The following is a 21,399-nucleotide window of genomic DNA, read 5'->3' as shown; positions in this document are numbered from 1 at the left end:
TTTATTATGGGTATCGGCGGAATCAGCATCTGGCAATTACTCATTATTCTGGTGATTGTTGTGCTTTTGTTTGGCACCAAAAAATTACGCTCATTAGGCGGTGATTTGGGGAGTGCTATCAAAAACTTCAAAGACTCAATGCAGGAAGGAAAAGACGCTGCAGAAGAGGAAAAAGAGGGTGTTATAGAGCATGAGGATAACGCTGCCAATAACCAACACAACGAGCAGAGCAAGGATAAAACGTCCCGCTAAATGAACCCACAGGTCAGCTATGTTTGATATCGGTTTCTGGGAAATTTTACTAATTGCCATAGTGGCATTGATTGTTGTCGGCCCAGAACGTCTGCCTAAACTCGTCCGCGTGACCGGTTTATGGATTGGGCGCGCGCAATCCTCATTGCAATCTATCCGCAATGAAATATCCAAAGAGCTGCGTGCACAAGAGCTTAAAGATGCTTTGAGAAAACCCGACAATATGCCGGATCTGAACGAAAACATCCCATTCCCTGACAACAACAGCACCAATAAACCAAAGGATAAAAACCAGGATGGATGACGATCAGCAGCCGTTGATTTCTCATCTGGTTGAACTGCGTGACCGCTTATTAAGGGCAGTTCTGGCGGTGTTATTGATCGCCGTTTGCCTGTTTCCTTTCTCAAACGACTTATATACTTTTCTGTCAGAGCCGCTGCTCAGACATCTGCCGGAAACCAGCTCAATGATCGCGACCGAAGTCGCCTCACCGTTTCTGACACCTTTCAAATTAACGCTGAGTACAGCCATTATGCTGGCTGTGCCCTTTTTGCTATTTCAACTATGGGCATTCATTGCGCCGGGGCTGTATGACTACGAACGGAAACTGGTTTTCCCATTATTGTTTGTCAGTACGCTTTTATTCTTCCTCGGTATTTTATTTGCCTTTTACGTGGTTTTTCCTCTTGTATTGGGCTTTTTGACGCAGGCTGCACCGGAAGGGGTGGCCGTCATGACCGATATCAGCAGTTACCTTGATTTTGTCTTGAAATTATTTTTCGCTTTTGGTTTAGCATTCGAAGTGCCTATCGCAACGGTATTACTGGTATGGACTGGCGCATCAACTATAGAGAGCCTCAAACAAAAACGGCCCTATATTATTGTCGGTGCATTTGTTATCGGCATGCTATTAACACCACCGGATGTTATCTCGCAAACCCTTCTGGCATTGCCTGTGTGGCTTTTATTTGAACTGGGCCTCATCAGTGCCCGCTGGTTACCTAAAAAGCAACAGGAAGACTATTCCTGATAGCGAATCCGGGTGCCATGTTCCAGTGATAATAAAATCTCTTGCGCGTTTACCTTTTTAGGGAAATAAGCACCTGAAATTTTTGCCGCATGAATACTGGCACCTTCCAGACTCAGGCATCGACTAAAATCAACACCACGCAGGTCCGCCTGACGAAAGTAACTGCCACTGAGGTCGAGGCCGGTTGTTTCTAACCCCTGAAGATTGAGATGCCGAAAATCACAGTGGGTTAAATCCACTTGCTCACCTGCAGCAATCCGTTGATTAAACTCATCAATCTTACCTTCACGTAATAAACGGTAAAGGGGATCGTCCGATATAACAGGCCTAGTCATAATCACTCTCCAATGATTGATTTGCTTAAGGTTACAACCTGTTCAGTATGATTGTAAATGACTGAAAATTGTCGCTTCGCAACTGGTTTTATTATGCTATGTTAACTGAAACATCAACGCAAAGAGGCGACACGAATGACCATCAAGCAAAAGCTGATTGATGAAATTGAAGTATTACTGCAATTTCCTTTGGACAGCACTCAGGCAGGTATCAAAATTCACAATAGCGCGAAAGAGGAACTGATTTCGGCCGCACAGATCCTGTTTGAAAAAGGATTAATTACCCAACATGATGGCGGCTACCTCACAGACCTGGGTTATGAAGCAGCAGAACATCTACAACATGCTTTGAGAATTATTACGTCCTGAGGCGCTGATATAACTCAAAGCTGTAATCAAACTCGTTTTTGTCGTCGGCGTAATGGTCTTCTGAGCTCACCAATTGCCAATCCTGCGCTATCAACTCAGGAAACCAGGTATCACCATCCAGCTGGGCATGCACTTTGGTCAGATAGAGTTTATCGGTCAAAGGCAATGTCTGCTGGTAGAGCGAAGCACCGCCCATTACCATTATTTCTTCGGCATCGGCGCATAATGCCAGCGCCTCTTCAATAGAGTGCACCACATCACAACCTTCCGCCTGATAATCAAGCTGGGAAGTAATAACAATATTTTGTCTTCCCGGTAATGGCCGGCCAATTGATTCATGTGTGTTACGGCCCATAATAATGGGTTTACCCATTGTAGTTCGACGGAAATACTGTAGATCCGCAGAAATTTTCCATGGCAAATCATTCTCTTTACCAATCAAGCCTCGTTCATCCATTGCCACAATGATTGCTACATTCATAGTTCTTTCCGTCTAAAATTATCTGCAAAGGATACCGTAAATAGGTTAATAATAACTCCTGTATAAACGCCCAATAAGATCGATCACAAACTGTGGATAACTTTACCTGTGGATAAGTCGTTGTTTTGTCCACAGGCAATCGGTTACGCATGATCAGAGTTATCAACAGGTCACAATCAGGTTAAGATGTTGAATCAGATAGCTTAAGCAGATCTATTCATTTATACACAGGCATTAATCATCAACATCACTAAAAATATATTCTTCTTTCTTTATGTTTAATTAATGACAACCATTCTTCAAATAGCCGTTCCATGTCCTTTGAGACAATTATTTGACTACCTTTCTGATGAAGCCGAAAATCAGTGGCAGCCAGGTATGCGTGTCAAAATTAATTTTGCTAATCGTTTATGTATTGGCATTGTGATTAAGACTATTGCGGTATCAACAGAAACCAACACATCAAAATTAAAAGCCATAGAAGAAAAGCTGGATGAACATGCCCTGTTACCCGAAGAAATCATTCAAACAGTGTTATGGGTGAGTCGTTATTATCATCACCCTCTGGGTGAATGCTTCCAGGCTGCATTACCCAAACAAATAAGAAACGGTCAGAAAGCTGAGCTGCAGCATGAAAATTGGTGGTTTAAAACTGAACATGAAATAGAAAAGAAATTAGGTTCTAAGCAACAATCCTGTCTGACTTTGCTAGAAGATTATCCTGACGGTATCAGCCAATCAGCCATAAAACTGTATCTGGGTAATGTGACGAACTCATTGAATTCACTTGAGCAACAAAAGCTGGTGAAACAAGAGCAGCTACCCAAACTTCCCATAGCACGATCGGAATTAAGCCTGCCTTGTGAACTCAATACAGAACAGCAAAGCGTCGTAGAATCAATATGGCAGGAATCACATCATTTTCAGCCATTTTTACTGGAAGGTATTACAGGCAGTGGTAAGACCGAAGTCTATATTGAATTAACTGAAAGAGTACTGGAACAGGGCAAACAAGTACTCATTCTGATCCCTGAAATCGGCTTAACTGGTCAATTTGTAGAACGATTTAAAAGCCGGCTGAATACCAGCATTGTCGTCTTAAATTCCTCTGTATCAGATAGTGAGCGAAAACAAGCCTGGTTATTAGCAAAAAAGGGGCTGGCCAAAGTCATTATTGGAACAAGGTCAGCCGTGTTTACACCTTTGGCTAATGCTGGACTCATCATCATCGATGAAGAACATGACAGTTCATATAAACAACAGGATGGACTTAAATATCATGCTCGAAATGTCGCTTTAATTAGAGCCCAAAAGATGGGGATTCCTGTTCTGATGGGCAGCGCGACCCCATCACTGGAAAGCCTGTATCAAGTGCAGCAACAACGTTATAAATTGCTCAAACTGACACAACGTGCCGGTGGCGCAGCGCTTCCAAAGATACGCATTGTCGACAGTAACGGTGCCCATCCTGATCATGGATTGAGTCAGACCTTACTGAAAAATATGCATCAACACTTAAACGCCGGGAATCAGGTCATTTTATTTATTAACCGACGAGGCTATGCACCGGTATTAATGTGTCATGAGTGTGGCTGGCAAGCAAAGTGTCAGCATTGTGATGCCCGAATGGTTGTACACCAGCACCGTAATATCCTGTTCTGTCATCATTGTGGTTTTATCCAAAAGCTGGTTGATAGCTGTCCTGACTGTGAATGCAAACAGCTTAAAAGTTATGGTGCCGGTACTGAAAAAATAGAACAGCACTTACAACAATTATTTCCTGAAATACCGGTTATCCGTGTTGATCGTGACACCACGCAAAGGGTGAATTCGTTTAACGATATCGTTGCGGACATAAAAGACGGCCAGGCCAGAATTTTGGTGGGTACACAAATGTTGGCAAAAGGTCATGATTTTCATGATGTCACCCTGGTAGGGGTATTAGATACCGATCAAGGGCTATTCAGTGCTGATTATCGAGCAACTGAAAACCTCGCCCAAATGATAACCCAAGTGACTGGACGAGCTGGTAGAGGAAAGAAAAAAGGTGAAGTGTTGATTCAGACCCAACAACCACATCATGATTTCTGGAAAAAACTGGTTCAGCAGGGCTATGACAAAGCAGCTCAGGATCTTTTGCTCGAGCGGATTGAAATGACTATGCCACCTGTAACCAACTGGGCAGTGATCCGGGCAGAAGCGATGGAACGGGAACTCGCTATGAATTTTCTTCAGGCTGTTTCTACGATCCTCTACTCAACGCCGCAACAGGATGTGTTAATTCTCGGACCCGTCCCCGCAATTATGGAAAAAAAGGGGGGCCGTTACCGGGCTCAGTTATTGTTGACCAGTGAAGCACGTAAACCTTTACATCAATTGCTGGACCAGCATATCCATACAGTAGGTAGCCATAAACTGGCTCGTAAACTCAGATGGACGATCGATATCGATCCGATGGATTTACTGTAACTCAGACAGTTTGGCAAACAGGCAAGCCAAAACAAGGATGTAATCCGGACCAATGATCGGTTAAAATGCGCGACACTATTCAATTTGCACTCAAGGCTCGACAACGTTGAAAGATCAGTTGAAAAACCTGGTTGACCAGGCCTTATCGATTTTTACCCAAAACCATGGCTTAGAGATTGATCTACCTGAAATTCAGATAGAGCGCACCAAAGATAAAACCCATGGCGACTTTGCCTGCAACATCGCAATGATGTTGGCTAAACCCGCCAAAATGAATCCACGCCAGATTGCGACAGAGATTGTTGAAGCTTTTCCCGCCGCATCATTTATCTCCGACATTGAGATTGCAGGGCCTGGGTTTATCAACTTTTTTCTTAGCGCAGAGGCCAGCCAGCAGGTGGTTAAAACGATTCTGTTGGAAGCTGAAAAATATGGCCGTAGCAAAGTAGGTAATGGTAAAAAGATCCAGATTGAATTTGTGTCTGCGAACCCGACCGGTCCTTTACATGTCGGTCATGGTCGTGGTGCTGCCTACGGTTCCGTAGTCAGCAGCCTGTTAACGGCGGCCGGCTTTGATGTGCACCGTGAATACTATGTTAACGACGCCGGTCGTCAGATGGATATTCTTGGTACCAGTGTCTGGCTGCGTTATTTGCAAGCCTGTGGCGAGCTGTTTACTTTCCCGAGTAACGCCTATCAGGGTGATTACGTCAAAACCATTGCCGCTGAGCTCAAACAAGAATTTGCCGAACAGTTTCGTCACAATGCCGAAGCCGTTTTTGACGGTGTGCCGGCTGATGAACCTGAAGGCGGGGATAAAGAATTACACATCGATGGCCTGACCAATCAAGCAAAAAAACTCCTTGGAGAAGCCGATTACCGGATTGTGTTTGATAAAGGACTGAATGCCATCCTCGGTGATATCCGTGATGATTTGGCCGAGTTTGGTACTGAATACGATGAATGGTTCTCTGAACGTTCTTTGGTGGAATCCGGCGAAGTTGATGCGGTTATTGAGCAACTCAAACAGGCTGATCAGCTCTACGAAGAAAAAGGTGCCTGGTGGTTTAAATCGACCAATTATGGAGACGAAAAAGACCGTGTCGTTATCCGTGATAATGGACAGGCAACTTACTTTGCATCTGATATTGCCTATCATCTCAATAAATACCAGCGTGGTTTTGAACAAATCATTGATATCTGGGGCGCTGATCACCATGGCTATATCCCCCGGGTAAAAGCTTCTGTTGAAGCAATGCAGCAAAATGTTGAACAGTTAAAAGTATTGCTGGTTCAGTTTGCAGTGCTTTATCGCGGTGCAGAAAAAGTCGGCATGTCGACACGAAGTGGTGAATTTGTCACCTTGCGGGAGCTGCGTGACGAAGTCGGAAAAGATGCCGCCCGTTTCTTTTATGTGATGCGTGGTGCAGATCAGCATATGGATTTTGATCTGGAACTGGCAAAATCACAAAGCAATGATAATCCGGTTTACTACGTGCAGTATGCGCATGCTCGTGTCTGTAGTGTGTTCAGACAACTGGCGGAACGGGGACAAGGTTGGGATAAGGAAGAAGGTTTAAAACATCTTGCTCGTCTAACAGAAAGTCATGAAGAAGCGTTAATGACGATGCTGGCGAAATACCCGGAAGTACTGGAAAATGCTGCATTGAATCATACGCCGCATATGTTGGCTCACTATCTAACTGATTTAGCGCGTGATTTTCATACCTACTATAATGCCCATCAGTTTATTATTGACGATTATGAACTCTGTCAGGCCCGTTTAACGCTGATCACGGCAGTGCGTCAGATTATCGTGAATGCACTCAATGTTATGGGTGTGTCGGCACCGGAATCAATGTAAGAGGTAATGGTGGCTAAACGAAATACCCGAAACGATTCTTCTTCCCGTTCCCTACCTTGGGGTCCGATGCTGCTGAGCTTTGCTGTGGGTGCATTTATCATGTTCCTGTTGCACATCAAAGACAACGTGCCTGAGGATAAGTCAGGATCGACTGAAACAACACAAAAACAGGAAAAGAAAGGCGTTGAGCCAACCTTTGATTTTTATACTTTGCTGCCAGAAATGGAAGTGATGGTGGAGAAGAAGAACAAAGGTAAACAGCCGATAGTCACGTCACCCCCAGAACAAAGTCAGCCGCAACCCGAAGCAGAAACACCAGCGGAACAACCGACGACGAGCTACATGATTCAGGTGGGATCCTTTAAAAAAGTGGCTGATGCTGATGGTTTTCGTGCCAAATTAGCCTTATTAGGTATTGAGTCTAAAGTACAGACCGTTACCATAGACAATAAAGATACGTGGCACCGTGTTCAGATAGGTCCGATTACAGGACGTGATCAAGCTGACGCAGTGCAAAAGCAGCTTCGCCAGAATGATATTGATTCTTTGCTATTACGTGCCAAACACGGCTGAGTGATATCAAGCGTTATTGATGTTGTAAACTCAAGTCATTACTTTTAGTAAAGGCCTGCTGCCCCCGGTTTTAATGATTACAAATTGATTGAGGACACCGATATGACAGAAAACACTGAAGCAGGCATCTTTCATGATGTCGCCAGTCCCTTCTGCGGTATTGCTTCTGATGACCTGGTGGTTCAGGTCAATGGTAATACTGTCACGGTGACAGAAAACGGCGATGCAGTCACCAAGCCCGGGTTTGAAACTCCGATAACCGATCTATCACCGCGTATAAATGGACAGGAAGTATCTCTGGAAGAGGCCGTACGCCATATTGCTGAGTTGTTTAAAAACAGTAAACAACCCTTAATCGGGGGGATGGGAACAGACCTGAATGGTGCTAGGGCAGCGATGGCATTGGCCGATATAAGTCGTGCCACCATAGACAGTTATTTTTCTGATGCTGCATTCAGAAACATTCTGGTATTGCAGGATTCAGGCTATATGACGACCACCCTGACCGAAGTCAGAAATCGGGTCGATGTGTTATTGGTGGTTGGAACCGATATTGAATCATCATTCCCCCGTTTCTTTGAGCGAATGGTCTGGCCTGAAGAGAGTATGTTTGGTCAGGAAATTGAATCACGGGAAGTGATTTATCTGGGAAAGAAGCCTTCAGGCGAAGCATCTACCTCACCCGGGGGGCGTAAAGCAGAAGTCATTGAATGTGATGATGCCGATCTGCCGGAAGTGATGTCTGTTTTACGCGCTCTGGTCAAAGGGAAAGTCGTACAGGCAGAATCCGTTGGTGGAATTGCGTCAGCCGATATGGCTGCGCTTGCAGAAAAACTAAAAGCCGCGAAATACAGTGTTATCAGCTGGTCTGGTACGCAACTTAATATCGATCATGCTGAAGTCACTATTCAGAACATTTGCGAGATGATTAAAGAGATCAACAAGACGACACGTTGTAACGGCTTGCCTCTGGGGGGTAAGGATGGTGACACCACCGTCAATGCGGTCTCGTCATGGCAGTCAGGTTACCCCATGCGCACCAGTTTCAGCCGGAATATGCCTGATTATGATCCTTTCATGAATCGTGGCCAGCGCATGCTGGATGACGATGAAGTGGATGTCTTGCTATGGGTTTCCAGTTTCAACGTTGACACCACGCCACCGCAAAGTAATGCCAAGACGATTGTCTTGGGCCGTTCAGGCATGACCTTTGAAAAAGAACCAGAGGTATTTATTCCGGTCGGTGTTCCGGGTATTGATCATATTGGCCGCACATTCCGCTGTGACAGTGTGGTATCGGTGCCATTGAAGAAATTACGTGACAGCGGCTTGCCCAGCACTTATGACGTGCTGACGGCTGTTGAACAAGCCCTGTAAACGGAGACGCAATATGCTTAAAAAACTCACAGGTGGACGCATCTTCGACCCAGAGCACGGGCTCAATGATGTTGTTCGAGACATTTATATTCGAGATGGTCGCATTGTCGAGGCGCCGAGTGATGGCAAAATCGATGAAGAAATCGACGTCCGAGGTAAAGTCGTTATGTCCGGTGCGATTGATATGCATACGCATATCGGTGGCGGTAAAGTGAATATTGCACGCACCATGTTGCCAGAAGATCATGCGGAATCATTAATTGAACGTACAGAGTTGATGCGAAGTGGTTGCGGTCATGCGGCACCGAGCACATTAACAACGGGCTACCGCTATGCTGAGATGGGTTACACAGCGGGATTTGAACCTGCCGTTCTGCCGGTTAATGCCCGCCAGGCGCATATGGAAATGCATGACACGCCAATTATTGATAAGGGCGGTTATGCGATGCTCGGCAGCGATGACTTTCTGTTGCGAATGATGGCGGCCAATGAAGATCAGGAAGCTATAAACAATTATGTAGCCTGGACCATGACCCACAGTCAGGCGATAGGTCTGAAAGTGGTTAATCCGGGCGGCATTAATGCGTTTAAATTCAACCAGCGTCAGCTCGATCTGGATGAAAAAAATACATTTTATAACGTTTCACCGCGTGAAATTTTACAACGCTTGTCTCGCGCTGTAACCGAGTTGGGTGTACCTCATCCATTACATGTGCATGGTTGTAATCTGGGTGTGCCAGGCAATAAAGACACAACTTTGGATACCATTCAGGGTATCGAAGGTTTGCCGATGCATTTAACCCATATTCAATTCCATAGTTATGGTACTGAGGGTGACTTTAAATTCTCATCCGGCGCGGCAGAAATTGCGGAATCGATTAACCGCAATAAAAATATTACCGTCGATGTCGGTCAGATTCTGTTTGGCCAGACCGTAACAGCCTCGGGCGACAGTATGCGTCAATTTGCTGGTGCACCACATGCGCATCCCAATAAATGGGTGTGCATGGATATTGAGTGTGATGCAGGGTGTGGTGTGGTGCCGTTTAAATACAAAGATCAAAGCTTTGTAAACGCCCTGCAGTGGATGATCGGTTTAGAAACATTCCTGATGGTTGATGATCCTTGGCGGATTTTCCTGACCACCGATCACCCTAACGGTGCACCGTTTACCAGTTATCCTCATTTAATCAAACTGCTGATGGATAAATCATTCCGTAACGATATGCTGTCTACCTTGCATCCGGAAGCACAGAAAGCCACCCACTTGGCCTCAATGGATCGAGAATATTCCCTCTATGACATTGCCATTATGACCCGTGCCGGTGCTGCGAAACTGGTTGGTCTGGCAGACCGTGGTCACCTAGGTGTAGGCGCTGCTGCTGATATTACGGTGTATACCGATGATGCTGACAGAGAGAAAATGTTCAGTAAGCCGGATTATGTGTTTAAAGACGGTCAGATGGTTGTTAAGGATGGTCAGTTGGTTCAAATCACCTGGGGGACTACCCATGTGGTCAAGCCGGAGTACGACGCCAGTATTGAAAAACCGTTAAAACAATATTTTGACCAGTTTCACACATTGAAAATGGGTAATTTTAAAATCAGTGATGATGAAATTATTGATGATGGCCGGGGCAGCCTGACTGTGCAACCCCTGAAACAAGGAGGCAAGCTATGATCATCAACGGCGTCACGATAGACGCGACGTTTGCTGAAGCGTTTCCAATGCGGGGGACACGTATCGTTATTACCGCCCAAAACCTTGAATGGGCGATGATCTCAGCCACCGCGTTTACAGGTTTTGCAACGTCGGTTATTGCCTGTGGCTGTGAAGCTTCTATTGAGCGAACACTGGAGCCACATGAAACACCTGATGGTCGTCCGGGCGTAGCCTGTCTTATTTTTGCTATGGGGGGCAAGGGGCTCGCCAAACAAGTCGAGACGCGTGCCGGGCAATGCGTGCTGACCGCACCGACAACAGCATTATTTTCTGGTTTGGAAAAAGATCAGGAAGATAAGGAAATACCTCTCGGTAAAAATCTACGTTATTTTGGCGATGGCTTTCAGATTTCGAAAATGATCGAAGGAAAACGCTACTGGCGTATTCCGGTCATGGATGGTGAGTTTCTGACTGAAGAATATACCGGAATGCGGGCTTCTGTGGGGGGCGGTAACTTTCTGATCCTCGCAGAATCACAACCCCAGGCTTTGGCTGCCTGTGAAGCGGCAATTCGAGAAATGAAAAAAATCCCTAACGTGATCATGCCGTTTCCGGGAGGTGTCGTTCGTTCAGGCTCTAAGGTTGGCTCCAAGTTTAAAGCGTTGAACGCCTCAACCAATGATGCGTTTTGCCCTACCTTGAAGGGACAGACCAAAACAGAATTATCACCTGAAGTGGAATCAGTGATGGAGATCGTTATCGATGGTTTGACAGAAGACGATATCAATAAAGCCATGCGGGTCGGGATTCAGGCGGCCTGCGACCTGGGTGCTGAGAATGGCATCAAGCGAATCAGCGCCGGTAATTATGGCGGTAAACTGGGTCCGTTCCACTTCCATCTGCAGGAGATTATGGCATGAGTGCATTAACATTCACCTTGAAAACGCCGCCTGCACAGCGGATTGACTGTTCCCCACTGACAGCGGATAAATTAAGCGGCAAGTCAGTGGAAGATATCGCTGGATTAAGCCTGGTTGTCGGTAATCAGAAAGTCCGGCTTGATGAGTTGTTCGAAGTCAGCGGTGACGATGCCGCTGTGATGTGTTTTGAAGATGCTACAGATAAACTGGATCACATCGGGCATGGTATGTCACAGGGGACGATAACGATTAATGGTAATGTCGGTGCTTATCTTGGTCAGTTTATGAGTGATGGCGAGATTACGGTTAATGGTAATACTGGAATTTATACTGCCTGTGAGATGAAAGGTGGTTTGATTAAGGTGAACGGTAACGCTGGTCACTTTGTGGGTGCTGCCCGTATCGGTTATAAAAACGGTATGACCGGTGGTACGGTCATTGTTACAGGCGATACTGGGGAACGAACCGGCGATCACATGCGCCGCGGCATGATCCTTATTGAAGGTAATGCCGGTGATTATTGTGGTTCACGTATGGTTTCCGGCACGATTGCAGTGTTGGGTCAGGTTGGTAAACACCTAGGTTATGCGATGAAGCGTGGCACTTTGCTGTTAACGCAGAAGCCGCAACAGGGTATTTCAGCCAATTTTAATGACTGCGGATCACACACGCTGGCTTTCCTGCCGTTGATGTTTACTTCATTCAAAAAGCTTGATAGTGAGTTTGCTAATGTTGAACCGTTCTCACGTGTGCAACGTTATGCTGGTGATATTTCCGGTATCGGTATGGGAGAAATACTGGTTAAAATTTAACCAGATAACAGCGTTTTCCGATATTCAATTCAATGTTTATTTGAAGTCTGTCAGAAAAGTAGGTGACCCAATCTTTTTTGGGTTGCCTTTCCCACTACTGTGGTTTAGTTTTAGCCTTTGAACCTTTACAGCAGATCCCGCTGAAACTACTTGGCTTGGAGACTAAATATGTCAGATATCGGTAAGTCCATCACCCAATTTATTGTAGAGGAACAGCGCGCTAATCCAGGTGCCACGGGTGATCTATCGGATTTACTTAGTGATATTGTGAGTGCCTGTAAAAAAATATCACATCTTGTTAGCCGCAGCGGCATTATTGGTCTGGGTGGTTATGCCGAATCTCAGAATGTTCAGGGTGAAGATCAGAAGAAACTCGATATCATCAGCAATGATGTCATGGTTGATCATCTGAAATGGACCGGTCACCTGGCCGCCATGGCATCCGAAGAAATTGAAGATATTATTCAGATTCCGGCTAAATTTCCTAAAGGTAAATACCTGATTTGTTTTGATCCCCTGGATGGATCCAGCAATATTGATATCAACGCCTCAGTGGGAACTATCTTTTCCATCTTGCGCTGTCCGCCCGAGGTGAAAAATCCTACCCTGAAAGACTTTATGCAAAAAGGCAGCGAGCAGGTGTGTGCTGGATTCTGTGTATATGGTCCGTCGACTATGCTGATCATCACAACCGGTCATGGGGTAAATGGCTTTACATTGGATCGTGATGTCGGCGAGTTTATTCTGACGCATCCGAATATGAATATTCCCAAGGACACGGCAGAGTTTGCGATTAACATGTCCAACCAGCGTTTCTGGGAAGAACCTGTTCAGCGCTACGTCAGTGAATGTGTCAAAGGTACCGAAGGTAACCGAGAAAAGAACTTCAACATGCGCTGGAATGCATCCATGGTCGCCGAGGTTTATCGCATCCTCACTCGAGGCGGCATTTTTATGTACCCCATTGACAGTAAAATTGCCAAACAAGGTGGTAAATTACGATTGATGTATGAAGCGAATCCGATGAGTTTTATTATCGAACAGGCTGGCGGTGTCAGCTCGACGGGACATAAACGTATTCTGGATCTTCAGCCAGAGGACATTCATCAGCGTGTCCCGGTTATTTTAGGTTCTAAAAATGAAGTTGAAAGACTGGTTTCATACCATCAAAAGAGCTAGGACTGTTGTAATATCGGTAGTGCTGGCACTGGTATTCGGTCCAACGACGGCTGTCAATGCCGATATCTATAAATGTAGTGTAAACGGGAATACGGTTTTCAGTGACCAACCCTGTTCAGAAAAGGCTGAAAAAGTAGAGCTCAATCTCAATAAGCCCAAACAGCAGGATATTGACAGGCAAAAACAACTTACAGACACATTTGAAGAAGAATCCAGAATCACCAACATCCATACCCTGCATCAAAAAAACAAAATGCTGAAGCAACAGATAAAAACACTGGAGCAAAAACAGCAGGCAGAGCTGGCGACGCTAAGAGAAAAAACTTACCGCACCGACGATGGCATGGTCGTCAGTACAGAACAAGGACTGTTTAAGAAGATGGATGAGCTTGTCGCATCATATCAAAATGCTATCTCAGGACTGCAGTCAAAAATTGATCATAATAATCAGACGCTTTCAAGGCTACATCAGCAGAATCCCCAGAATAGTATGCAGTAAGTTGGGCTTGAACGCGTTACATTAGATACTGTATCTAATGCCTATACATTGATGGGGGCAAAAAATGAAAACGTTTGTATTGCTAATCACGCATGGACTGGTTTTGATTATCGGTTTTGCAGCGGGGATTTATTTGTTGCCCATACTGACACAGCCAACAGCCCCGGATGAAGAAATGATCGGAAAAGTTGCTTCAGAAGCTTTATTTACAGGGCAATTTCAACGTGATTTAAAAGACAGTGATGCATTGCACTATGGTGATGGAACACTTTATGTCAGTGAAAAAAAGATTTCATTTTCAGGTTCTATTTCTCCCGGTCCGGATTATCGTCTCTATCTTTCCCCTGAGTTCATTGAGACAAAAGCAGATTTCCTGTCAAAAAAAGCGAAGATGAGGCAAATAGGCGATGTGAGAACGTTTGAAAATTTTCTGGTGAATTTACCAGAAGACGTCAATCCTGCCGATTACAATACGGCAATTGTCTGGTGTGAGTCTTTCAGTATATTTATTACGGCGGGAAAATATCAATAATATTGGAGTGGAAAGGGAAGTCCATTTCCATCGTTCATCCTTAAAAACTAGTTTAGGCCACGCTTTACGAAAACGCTTACCCTATAATGAGGGGGGGATATGAAAAACATCATCATTTTGAGTCTGTTTCTGTTCGCTTTTCCCGTGCAGGCAGAAACAGTTAGCTATCAGTTACATGATCAGGCTTATGAGGGTTTCTATACCAGCCCGGAGGACAATGCCCCGCTGGTATTGTTATTACACGATTGGGATGGGCTGACAGAATATGAGATACAGCGAGCTCAAATGTTGGCTCAACAAGGTTATTCCGTGTTCGCGGCAGATCTGTTCGGAGCGGGAATAAGACCCACAGAAAATGCCGATAAACGACAACATACCGGTGAATTATATAAAGACCGGGCCAAAATGCGTTTATTAATACAGGCCGCTTTGATTAAAGCGGGGGAGATGGGGGCTGATACTGACAATGTTGTCATTATGGGCTATTGCTTTGGTGGTGCAGCAGTACTTGAGGCTGCTCGAGCTGGCACCGATTACAAAGGTTTTGTTAGTTTTCACGGCGGCCTAAATACCCCTGAAGGTCAGGACTACAGTGCAACCAAAGAAGAAATTCTTATCTTGCATGGCGCAGACGATCATCATATCAGCATGGCTGATTTTGCAGCCTTAGGAGAGGAGCTGGAAATACACTCGGTGAAGTATGAAATGATTGCCTATGGCGGTGCCAGACATGCCTTTACGGTGTTAGGTGGCGATCGCTATCATGCTGAGGCAGACAGAAAATCTTGGCAGCGATTTATCCAGTTTCTTGAAAACAAACTGAAATGAGAAATAGCTTGAAACAACTTTTCCTGCTGGTATCCGGTTTAGTGATCATGATGCCTGTTTTAGCGGATACGGGGGTTCGTCTAGAAAATTTTACGTATCCTTACCCGGTTGAAGTGATGGAGTTTGAAAGCCAGCAGCAGAACTTGGAAATGGCGTATATGGATGTGAGTCCGGTGGGTAAACCCAATGGACAGAGCGTGGTGTTATTTCATGGTAAGAACTTCTGTGCGGCGACATGGGCTGAACTGATTCACGTATTAACACAGCATGGTTACCGGGTTGTGGCTGTCGATCAAGTTGGGTTTTGTAAATCATCCAAGCCGAGCAATTATCAATATAGCTTTCATCAGTTAGCTGCCAATACCCAGCATTTATTAGAGAAACTGGGGATACAAAAACCCATCATAATGGGACACTCTATGGGAGGTATGCTGGCCACACGTTATGCTCTTCTATACTCGGAAAATGTTCGTGGATTGATGATGGTTAATCCGATTGGGCTTGAAGACTGGCTGCACAAAGGGGTGCCTTATATTTCGATTGATACCTGGTATGACAATCAGCTTGGCATGAGTGCAGAAGGTATCAAACGCTATCAGAAAAACACTTATTATGCGGGCAACTGGCGGAAAGACTACGATGTCTGGGTGGATATGCTGGCAGGGCAGTTCGATGCTGACCGTGAAAAATCGGCTTGGATATCAGCGCTGATTTATGACATGATTTTGACTCAACCCGTTGTGCATGAGTTTGATAAGCTTAAGGTACCGACATGGCTTTTTATTGGTGAACAGGATAATACCGCGATTGGAAAAGCATATGTTAATGAGGAGATAAAAGCCGAATTAGGCAATTATGCGGCTTTAGCCAAGCAAACTCGTGCCGCTATTCCTGGCGCAATGTTAACTACCTTTCCCAACATGGGACATTCCCCGCACATCCAGTCACCCAATCGCTTTCATCAGTCTGTACTGAGAGCGATGGATCACTGGCTCAACTAAAAGAGGACAAAATGCCTGCTTTATTTAAAGTGCTATTTATCGTTTCCTTATTTCCGATGGTTTTGGCTGTGCTAGGGGGATACCTTCGTTATAGACAGTTTGGACGGTTTGATAATAATCACCCACGATTGCAACAGGCTCAGTTGACGGGTGTCGCGTCAAGAGTGCTGGCAGCACAGAATAATGCTTGGGAAGCATTAATATTCTACGCGGTGATGTGTGTACTTGCTTACGTTTCAGGTATTGGTTTACAAAGCCTTAGCTATGCAGCATGGTTGTTTTTATTAAGTCGAATCGCTCACCCTGTGTTTTACATTCTGGGTATGGCACCGTTTAGATCGCTGGTCTTTATTATCGGCTGGTTCAGTACCTTGTACATTGGTATTCAGTCATTGGTTTCGATCTGAATATCTGACTAAAAGAGACCGGCTCTTCAGCGCTGCTTATATTGAGTCGGACAATAAGCCCGACTCACAGCAGGAGAGCGAATTTTTTGATGTTTGGTTTTTCTGCCGGAGACGCGTTTACGCCATAGTCGAAAACTGCTGGGTTTTAATTCGAGGCGCATCAGCTGAATAACATCAGTTTCAGTCAGTCCGTAATTGGCTTGTATGGCTTCGAAAGGTGTACGGTCTTCCCAAGCCATTTCGATGATGCGTGATTGCTCACTATAAGATAAAGTTTTCAACATAACCCCGCCGAATTTATACGACTGCTAGTGAAAAATTTGTAGAAAAAACAATCAAAAGTATTTAAAAATGGCGAGTGTTTATCCCGACTGTAGAGATAGGGTCAATCTGAATCGATAACGAACGTAATCAACTTAAATCCAAAGGAAGGAGAGGGTAATGATCCCTGAAATAGATTTCACCTTGATTTGGTTTAACCTAAGTCAAATTGGTATCGCTTTTTTGCTGTCTTTGCCTATTGCGTTAAACCGTGAATACGTCACTAGTGGAGCAGGATTGCGAACCTATCCTTTAGTGTCGATAGCCTGTTGCTCGTTTATGTTGGTTGCAATGGATGTCTATAAGGGTAGTGATGCCGAAGCCAGAGTGATGTACGGCGTAATTACCGGAATGGGCTTTATTGGTGGTGGTGCCATTGTTAAGGAAGCTGGCCGTGCTCTTGGTACAGCCAATGCGGCTGGTATCTGGGTAACCGGTGCCATTGGACTTTCCGTAGCTTACAGTCGTTATGAAATTGCCATGGTGTTATCCGTGATCGGCTTTTTAATTTTCCAGTTTGGCAGTTACCTCAAGAAACAAGATACCTAAGTGGTTTGTTTTTTTCTGTTCTCACTCCATGAAAGTACCGTGATCAACAAACTGGGTAAAAAGGTCAGGGTCACAATCATCGAACATAAAATACCCACCAGAACGACAATACCGACACCCCGATAAAGTTCGGTACCGGCACCGGGAATAAATACGAGCGGTGCCAGGCCGAATACGGTAGTTGCTGTCGACATGAGGATAGGGCGCAATCGAGTGGCGACGGCCTGATTGACGGCAAGCCGAACAGAGACACCGGCCTCGCGTAAATTTTTCCGGGTCTGTTCGACAATCAGAATCGGGTTGTTCACCACGGTGCCCAGAAGAATAACAAAGCCCAGCATGGTAATCATGTCAAACGGTTGAATGATAGCCGGCAAGCCAACCGCATTAAGTAAAGCGCCGGAGCTGTTGACCGCGACAAGGCCAACGATACCACCAGCAATGCCCAGTGGGATTGTGGTTAATATCAGCAGTGGATATCCCCAGTGACTGAATATGGCTACTAATAAGAGGTAGATCAAGATCACGGCAATGACCATATTGTTGGACAACGAGTCACGGGTGGCATCAAGTTGATCAGCTGCACCTGAAATACTGATCGATACGCTTTTGCCAACCTCACCGGCAGCCTGCATATCAGGCAGCATTTGCGTTCGCACCATGTTAACGGCAGTTTCTAGGGCAATCTCCCGTGGAGGAATGACAGATAGGGTCACGGTGCGACGTCCATCTACCCGACGAAGTTGATCGCTATCGACTGTATCGCGAATTTCAGCCAGTGCACTCAGCGGTAATACTGTTCCCTGTGGCGTCATAATAGGTAGATCAGCCATTTCTGATAAGGTCTGATTCTGTCCGGCAGTACTGAATATAAACATATCGATTTTGTCATCTTCCATGAAGAACTCACCGACATAGGCGCCGTCACTTAAAGCCGCGACGGTATAGCCAAAATCATCCGCCGTCATATCAATTTCTGCCAGACGGTCCCAGTTCGGTCTGACTTCGATAAGCGGTTGATCCAGCGATAAGGCTGACGGTTCGGATTCAATTTGTGGCTCACCAAATAAACTCTCTGCGCGCAAAATCGCGTTTTCAGCTGTGCGGTAAAGGCTGCCCTGATCGGGGCCTGAAATGTCCAAGTTTACAGCCCGTGTGCCGCCTTGATTACTGGCGATAATGGAGCCACGGTGAGAGAAGCCTCGCATACCAGGATATTGTTCAAATATGTTGGTCAAAGCCTTCATCATCGGCTCAATGTCCTGATCGCGGGTAGGCTCACTTAATACCCAAATGCGACCCGGCATAATGCGCTGGAAATAATATTTCAATGACGGCACCTGATGCTCGCCATTATCGAATTTGCTGGGATCAGCATTCAAAGCCAGACGCAGGTGCTGGCGAACGTCATCGCCCAACCGCTTCATTTCAGACAAGTTATAACCCGGTGGCGCGGTCATCATACTGAAGGCTTTTGGTTCTTCGCCCTCAGGAAGGTACTCCGCGGGTGGCATGAGATACCAGCCGGCGATCATGGTGCCACTGAAGATGATTACAATGGATAAAAAGCGTTTAGTTGCACTGCTATTCAGCCAGCTGATTGATTTTAGGAGAGGGCCGGGATGGGTCAAATCATCGCCGTGATCACGATCATCACCAAATCCAACTCGAGCACAGGCTGCAGGGACGACAGCAACGGCGAACAACATGGAAGCCAGAATGGCTGTTGAAATTGCTATGGCGATATCAGAGTACAGTTGTCCCGCCTCTTCCTGAACCAGCAGTACCGGAGCAAAAACCAACACAGTGGTCATACTGGAGGCTAAAACAGCTGTCCAGACTTCCTGTACGCCGGTGATAGCAGCCTGAATGCGATCCAGACCGCGTCGTCTAGCCTGCTCTATACTTTCCAGTACCACGATGGTGTTATCCACTGTCATACCTATAGCAAATGCGATTCCGGCCAGTGAAATAACGTTGATGGTACGATCAAAGGCCATAAGGCCAATAAATGCCGCAATAGTACAGATGGGCATTCCCATCAAGCCAATCAACGTTGCACGTCCTGAGCGTAAAAATAGAAATAAAACAAGCGTTGCCAAGATAGCGCCCAGGGCTAAGTTAGTGGCTACTTTTTCAACGGAAGCCTGAACATAACGAACATCATCGCCAATCAATTTAATGGTCATACCATTGGGTTCGAGTAATTCCTGTTGGATTTCCTCAACTACCTTGAGCATGTCGCGTTTGATATTGATGACATTGGAACCTGATTCACGCTTCACCGCCATCATCAAAGCGGATTCATCATTGACGATGGCTATGTGACGAACTTCGTAATGATCCAGCTTAACCTCGGCGACATCCTTGAGTTTGATGTCAGTGTTATTGCGGTGTGCCAGCGTCAGCTCTTCAAGATCTTGAATATCGTTAAAGCGGCCGGTTGTCCGGATAAAATAACGGCGCTTACCATCATCCAGATCGCCAGCCGAGGTATCCCGGTTACGTTCACGAATCGCATCACGGACATCAGTCAGGCTTAATCCCCGCTGTGCCAGTTTAGCCGGATCGATGGTGATTTGAATCTGACGTTCTGCACCACCGCGAAGCTGGACCTCAGAGACACCGGATACGCGCTCCATCCTCGGACGCACATCATCGTCTATAAAATCTGTGACCATATCCATGTCCAGATTAAGTGGGTTGCCCGGCTGGGCGGCCACCGCAAAATACATAAACGCATTTTCAGAAAAAGAGCTACTGCGGATAGTTGGCTGATCCACGTTTTCGGGGTAGTTGGATACCTGACTCAGGGCATTGGTCACTTCGATTAGCGTCTCGTTGATATCGACACCAAACGGAAACTCCATCTCAATATTAGCCCGACCAGTATCGGCAGTTGATTCCATGCGGGACATATTAGGCACACTGCGTAGGTAGCGTTCCTGTTCAATCAGGATTTCTTTCTCAACATCCTGTGGTGTGGCACCAGGCCATCCTGTCACAACACTGATCGTGCGGACATCCAGATCAGGAATCATCTGAATCGGTATGCGTTGTGCCGCTGAAACGCCTAGTACCACGATGATCAGTACGATGACTGCAAGGAGTTTTCCGTTGCGAATGGGTGCTTCCAGCATGGTGATAACAGCCTATTGGTTAATGATAGTGACAGCTTGACCATCACGTAGCACTTCATTGCCACGGATCACGACGTTTTCATTCGGGTTCAGGCCTTGCAGAATACTGACACCTTCCTGACTTTGCTGACCAATAGTGACTTGCCGACGTTTGGCTTTACCTTCTTCGATGATAAACAAGCTGTAGCCACCGTCTGGATGCAGTAAAAGGGCGTCCCTCGGTACAATCAGATTTTGACCGGTTTTACCATTAAGACCAATAACCGCGGTGGCTGAGGTGCCGGGTAATAGACTTATTTCGGTCGCATCAACCACAACACGAACTAAAAATGCTCTGGCTTGAGAGTCACTGACTGGCACAATGGCATTAATTTTGGCAGGCAGACGTTGTCCCGGATACACATCGGGTAAGACCTCGACCGGGCTATTTATATCGATATCGGCAAAACGTTCCTGCGGGACTTTCACATCCAAACGCACAAGATCGGTAGCAACCAGCTCCAGTACAGCTGTGCCTCGGTTGATCCACTCGCCTGCTTCGGTCATTTTGGCGCTTATTACACCTGAAAAAGGGGCGGGAAGCTCATGCCGGCGTAATTGTTCCAATAACGTTCTTTCATTGGCTTGTGCGGCGACCAGACTGGCTTCTGATAAGGCTAAATTAGATTGCCGGTTGGCCATCTCACTTTCTGAAATATAGTTTTGTTTACGCAGTCTTTTGGCTTCGTTTACCAATCGTTCAGCTTCGTTCCGGGCCGCTTCTGCTTCAACAGTAGCCGCCTTGGTTTGCGCATACT

The 21,399-nt window shown here is 45.8% G+C and carries 22 protein-coding genes and 1 pseudogene; 18 read left to right on the top strand and 5 right to left on the bottom strand.

Annotated features, from left to right (window positions below):
* The first annotated feature begins 6 nt into the window (after window positions 1-6).
* From tatA to tatC, 3 genes are read left to right on the top strand one after another with little or no spacing between them, the layout of a single operon-like run.
* Complete coding sequence (gene tatA / locus ACTF5U_RS00265) at window positions 7-252, top strand: Sec-independent protein translocase subunit TatA (protein WP_438969620.1); 246 nt, start codon at window positions 7-9, stop codon at window positions 250-252.
* A gap of 19 nt (window positions 253-271) precedes the next feature.
* On the top strand, window positions 272-556 hold the full coding sequence (gene tatB, locus ACTF5U_RS00260) for a Sec-independent protein translocase protein TatB (RefSeq protein WP_438969619.1): 285 nt from the start codon (window positions 272-274) through the stop codon (window positions 554-556).
* Window positions 549-1,283 (top strand): twin-arginine translocase subunit TatC, encoded by a 735-nt coding sequence (gene tatC / locus ACTF5U_RS00255; protein ID WP_438969618.1) that lies wholly within the window; start codon window positions 549-551, stop codon window positions 1,281-1,283. Before tatB ends, tatC begins: the two co-directional genes overlap by 8 nt.
* On the opposite strand, the gene ACTF5U_RS00250 is transcribed toward tatC, so the two are convergent.
* Complete coding sequence (locus tag ACTF5U_RS00250) at window positions 1,274-1,618, bottom strand: pentapeptide repeat-containing protein (RefSeq protein ID WP_438969617.1); 345 nt, start codon at window positions 1,616-1,618, stop codon at window positions 1,274-1,276. The two genes, tatC and ACTF5U_RS00250, sit on opposite strands and share 10 nt — an antisense overlap.
* Window positions 1,619-1,753: 135 nt before the next feature.
* Here ACTF5U_RS00250 and ACTF5U_RS00245 point away from each other — a divergent pair, with 135 nt between their 5' ends.
* The gene (locus ACTF5U_RS00245) at window positions 1,754-1,987 is read left to right on the top strand and encodes a TIGR02647 family protein (RefSeq protein ID WP_438969616.1); all 234 of its coding nucleotides are present in this window, start codon (window positions 1,754-1,756) and stop codon (window positions 1,985-1,987) included.
* Here ACTF5U_RS00245 and folA read toward each other — a convergent pair.
* Complete coding sequence (folA, locus tag ACTF5U_RS00240; RefSeq protein ID WP_438969615.1) at window positions 1,977-2,468, bottom strand: type 3 dihydrofolate reductase; 492 nt, start codon at window positions 2,466-2,468, stop codon at window positions 1,977-1,979. The two genes, ACTF5U_RS00245 and folA, sit on opposite strands and share 11 nt — an antisense overlap.
* 285 nt (window positions 2,469-2,753) lie before the next feature.
* Here folA and ACTF5U_RS00235 point away from each other — a divergent pair, with 285 nt between their 5' ends.
* The 13 genes from ACTF5U_RS00235 to ACTF5U_RS00175 all read left to right on the top strand — a co-directional run bounded on the left by ACTF5U_RS00235 (window position 2,754) and on the right by ACTF5U_RS00175 (window position 16,592).
* Complete coding sequence (locus tag ACTF5U_RS00235) at window positions 2,754-4,937, top strand: primosomal protein N' (RefSeq protein WP_438969614.1); 2,184 nt, start codon at window positions 2,754-2,756, stop codon at window positions 4,935-4,937.
* Window positions 4,938-5,043: 106 nt separating this feature from the next.
* A complete protein-coding gene (gene argS / locus ACTF5U_RS00230; RefSeq protein ID WP_438969613.1) occupies window positions 5,044-6,801 on the top strand; it encodes an arginine--tRNA ligase in 1,758 nt (585 codons plus the stop codon).
* 6 nt (window positions 6,802-6,807) lie between these two features.
* Window positions 6,808-7,374 carry an SPOR domain-containing protein gene (locus ACTF5U_RS00225; RefSeq protein WP_438969612.1) on the top strand — a complete coding sequence of 189 codons (567 nt, stop codon included), beginning with the start codon at window positions 6,808-6,810 and terminating at the stop codon, window positions 7,372-7,374.
* A gap of 102 nt (window positions 7,375-7,476) precedes the next feature.
* Window positions 7,477-8,751, top strand: a complete 1,275-nt coding sequence (locus tag ACTF5U_RS00220) for a formylmethanofuran dehydrogenase subunit B (protein ID WP_438969611.1) — start codon at window positions 7,477-7,479, stop codon at window positions 8,749-8,751.
* A gap of 13 nt (window positions 8,752-8,764) precedes the next feature.
* The gene (locus ACTF5U_RS00215) at window positions 8,765-10,432 is read left to right on the top strand and encodes a formylmethanofuran dehydrogenase subunit A (RefSeq protein ID WP_438969610.1); all 1,668 of its coding nucleotides are present in this window, start codon (window positions 8,765-8,767) and stop codon (window positions 10,430-10,432) included.
* Window positions 10,429-11,334: a formylmethanofuran--tetrahydromethanopterin N-formyltransferase gene (fhcD, locus tag ACTF5U_RS00210; RefSeq protein ID WP_438969609.1), complete on the top strand. Its 906-nt coding sequence runs from the start codon at window positions 10,429-10,431 to the stop codon at window positions 11,332-11,334. Before ACTF5U_RS00215 ends, fhcD begins: the two co-directional genes overlap by 4 nt.
* Window positions 11,331-12,146: a formylmethanofuran dehydrogenase subunit C gene (locus tag ACTF5U_RS00205; protein WP_438969608.1), complete on the top strand. Its 816-nt coding sequence runs from the start codon at window positions 11,331-11,333 to the stop codon at window positions 12,144-12,146. The genes fhcD and ACTF5U_RS00205 overlap by 4 nt, the downstream gene beginning before the upstream one ends.
* 168 nt (window positions 12,147-12,314) lie before the next feature.
* Window positions 12,315-13,325, top strand: a complete 1,011-nt coding sequence (locus tag ACTF5U_RS00200; RefSeq protein ID WP_438969607.1) for a class 1 fructose-bisphosphatase — start codon at window positions 12,315-12,317, stop codon at window positions 13,323-13,325.
* Entirely contained in the window at window positions 13,285-13,824 is a 540-nt protein-coding gene (locus tag ACTF5U_RS00195) for a DUF4124 domain-containing protein (RefSeq protein WP_438969606.1), read from the top strand. Before ACTF5U_RS00200 ends, ACTF5U_RS00195 begins: the two co-directional genes overlap by 41 nt.
* A gap of 64 nt (window positions 13,825-13,888) precedes the next feature.
* Window positions 13,889-14,356: a DM13 domain-containing protein gene (locus ACTF5U_RS00190; protein ID WP_438969605.1), complete on the top strand. Its 468-nt coding sequence runs from the start codon at window positions 13,889-13,891 to the stop codon at window positions 14,354-14,356.
* 99 nt (window positions 14,357-14,455) lie between these two features.
* Window positions 14,456-15,184, top strand: a complete 729-nt coding sequence (locus tag ACTF5U_RS00185; RefSeq protein ID WP_438969604.1) for a dienelactone hydrolase family protein — start codon at window positions 14,456-14,458, stop codon at window positions 15,182-15,184.
* 8 nt (window positions 15,185-15,192) lie between these two features.
* Window positions 15,193-16,185, top strand: coding sequence for an alpha/beta fold hydrolase (locus tag ACTF5U_RS00180; RefSeq protein ID WP_438969603.1), 993 nt, complete (start codon window positions 15,193-15,195; stop codon window positions 16,183-16,185).
* Between the two features lie 11 nt (window positions 16,186-16,196).
* Window positions 16,197-16,592 carry an MAPEG family protein gene (locus ACTF5U_RS00175; protein WP_438969602.1) on the top strand — a complete coding sequence of 132 codons (396 nt, stop codon included), beginning with the start codon at window positions 16,197-16,199 and terminating at the stop codon, window positions 16,590-16,592.
* A gap of 26 nt (window positions 16,593-16,618) precedes the next feature.
* Here the strand turns inward: ACTF5U_RS00175 and ACTF5U_RS00170 are convergent, their stop codons facing one another.
* A complete protein-coding gene (locus ACTF5U_RS00170; protein WP_438969601.1) occupies window positions 16,619-16,876 on the bottom strand; it encodes a TIGR03643 family protein in 258 nt (85 codons plus the stop codon).
* A gap of 157 nt (window positions 16,877-17,033) precedes the next feature.
* Between ACTF5U_RS00170 and ACTF5U_RS00165 the strand changes: the two genes are divergently transcribed.
* Window positions 17,034-17,462 (top strand): MgtC/SapB family protein, encoded by a 429-nt coding sequence (locus ACTF5U_RS00165; protein ID WP_438969600.1) that lies wholly within the window; start codon window positions 17,034-17,036, stop codon window positions 17,460-17,462.
* Here the strand turns inward: ACTF5U_RS00165 and ACTF5U_RS00160 are convergent.
* Both ACTF5U_RS00160 and ACTF5U_RS00155 read right to left on the bottom strand, forming a co-directional pair.
* Entirely contained in the window at window positions 17,459-20,602 is a 3,144-nt protein-coding gene (locus ACTF5U_RS00160) for an efflux RND transporter permease subunit (protein WP_438969599.1), read from the bottom strand. The two genes, ACTF5U_RS00165 and ACTF5U_RS00160, sit on opposite strands and share 4 nt — an antisense overlap.
* 12 nt (window positions 20,603-20,614) lie before the next feature.
* Window positions 20,615-21,399 (bottom strand): annotated as a pseudogene (locus ACTF5U_RS00155) (efflux RND transporter periplasmic adaptor subunit); the annotation flags it as partial.

The sequence above is a fragment of the Methylophaga sp. genome, assembly GCF_965655755.1.
Taxonomy (GTDB): Bacteria; Pseudomonadota; Gammaproteobacteria; order Nitrosococcales; family Methylophagaceae; genus Methylophaga.
Note: the sequence above shows the minus strand (reverse complement) of the source record. Positions and strands in the feature narration are given on the sequence as shown.

Excerpts from the sequence above, each read along its gene's own strand:
- ACTF5U_RS00205 (WP_438969608.1), top strand. The coding sequence starts at position 11,331 with ATGAGTGCATTAACATTCACCTTGAAAACGCCGCCTGCACAGCGGATT.
- ACTF5U_RS00160 (WP_438969599.1), bottom strand. The coding sequence starts at position 20,602 with ATGCTGGAAGCACCCATTCGCAACGGAAAACTCCTTGCAGTCATCGTA.
- ACTF5U_RS00225 (WP_438969612.1), top strand. The coding sequence starts at position 6,808 with ATGGTGGCTAAACGAAATACCCGAAACGATTCTTCTTCCCGTTCCCTA.
- ACTF5U_RS00250 (WP_438969617.1), bottom strand. The coding sequence starts at position 1,618 with ATGACTAGGCCTGTTATATCGGACGATCCCCTTTACCGTTTATTACGT.
- tatB (WP_438969619.1), top strand. The coding sequence starts at position 272 with ATGTTTGATATCGGTTTCTGGGAAATTTTACTAATTGCCATAGTGGCA.
- folA (WP_438969615.1), bottom strand. The coding sequence starts at position 2,468 with ATGAATGTAGCAATCATTGTGGCAATGGATGAACGAGGCTTGATTGGT.
- ACTF5U_RS00245 (WP_438969616.1), top strand. The coding sequence starts at position 1,754 with ATGACCATCAAGCAAAAGCTGATTGATGAAATTGAAGTATTACTGCAA.
- ACTF5U_RS00235 (WP_438969614.1), top strand. The coding sequence starts at position 2,754 with ATGACAACCATTCTTCAAATAGCCGTTCCATGTCCTTTGAGACAATTA.
- ACTF5U_RS00200 (WP_438969607.1), top strand. The coding sequence starts at position 12,315 with ATGTCAGATATCGGTAAGTCCATCACCCAATTTATTGTAGAGGAACAG.
- tatC (WP_438969618.1), top strand. The coding sequence starts at position 549 with ATGGATGACGATCAGCAGCCGTTGATTTCTCATCTGGTTGAACTGCGT.
- tatA (WP_438969620.1), top strand. The coding sequence starts at position 7 with ATGGGTATCGGCGGAATCAGCATCTGGCAATTACTCATTATTCTGGTG.
- ACTF5U_RS00185 (WP_438969604.1), top strand. The coding sequence starts at position 14,456 with ATGAAAAACATCATCATTTTGAGTCTGTTTCTGTTCGCTTTTCCCGTG.
- fhcD (WP_438969609.1), top strand. The coding sequence starts at position 10,429 with ATGATCATCAACGGCGTCACGATAGACGCGACGTTTGCTGAAGCGTTT.
- ACTF5U_RS00190 (WP_438969605.1), top strand. The coding sequence starts at position 13,889 with ATGAAAACGTTTGTATTGCTAATCACGCATGGACTGGTTTTGATTATC.
- ACTF5U_RS00195 (WP_438969606.1), top strand. The coding sequence starts at position 13,285 with ATGAAGTTGAAAGACTGGTTTCATACCATCAAAAGAGCTAGGACTGTT.
- ACTF5U_RS00220 (WP_438969611.1), top strand. The coding sequence starts at position 7,477 with ATGACAGAAAACACTGAAGCAGGCATCTTTCATGATGTCGCCAGTCCC.
- ACTF5U_RS00175 (WP_438969602.1), top strand. The coding sequence starts at position 16,197 with ATGCCTGCTTTATTTAAAGTGCTATTTATCGTTTCCTTATTTCCGATG.
- ACTF5U_RS00170 (WP_438969601.1), bottom strand. The coding sequence starts at position 16,876 with ATGTTGAAAACTTTATCTTATAGTGAGCAATCACGCATCATCGAAATG.
- ACTF5U_RS00215 (WP_438969610.1), top strand. The coding sequence starts at position 8,765 with ATGCTTAAAAAACTCACAGGTGGACGCATCTTCGACCCAGAGCACGGG.
- ACTF5U_RS00165 (WP_438969600.1), top strand. The coding sequence starts at position 17,034 with ATGATCCCTGAAATAGATTTCACCTTGATTTGGTTTAACCTAAGTCAA.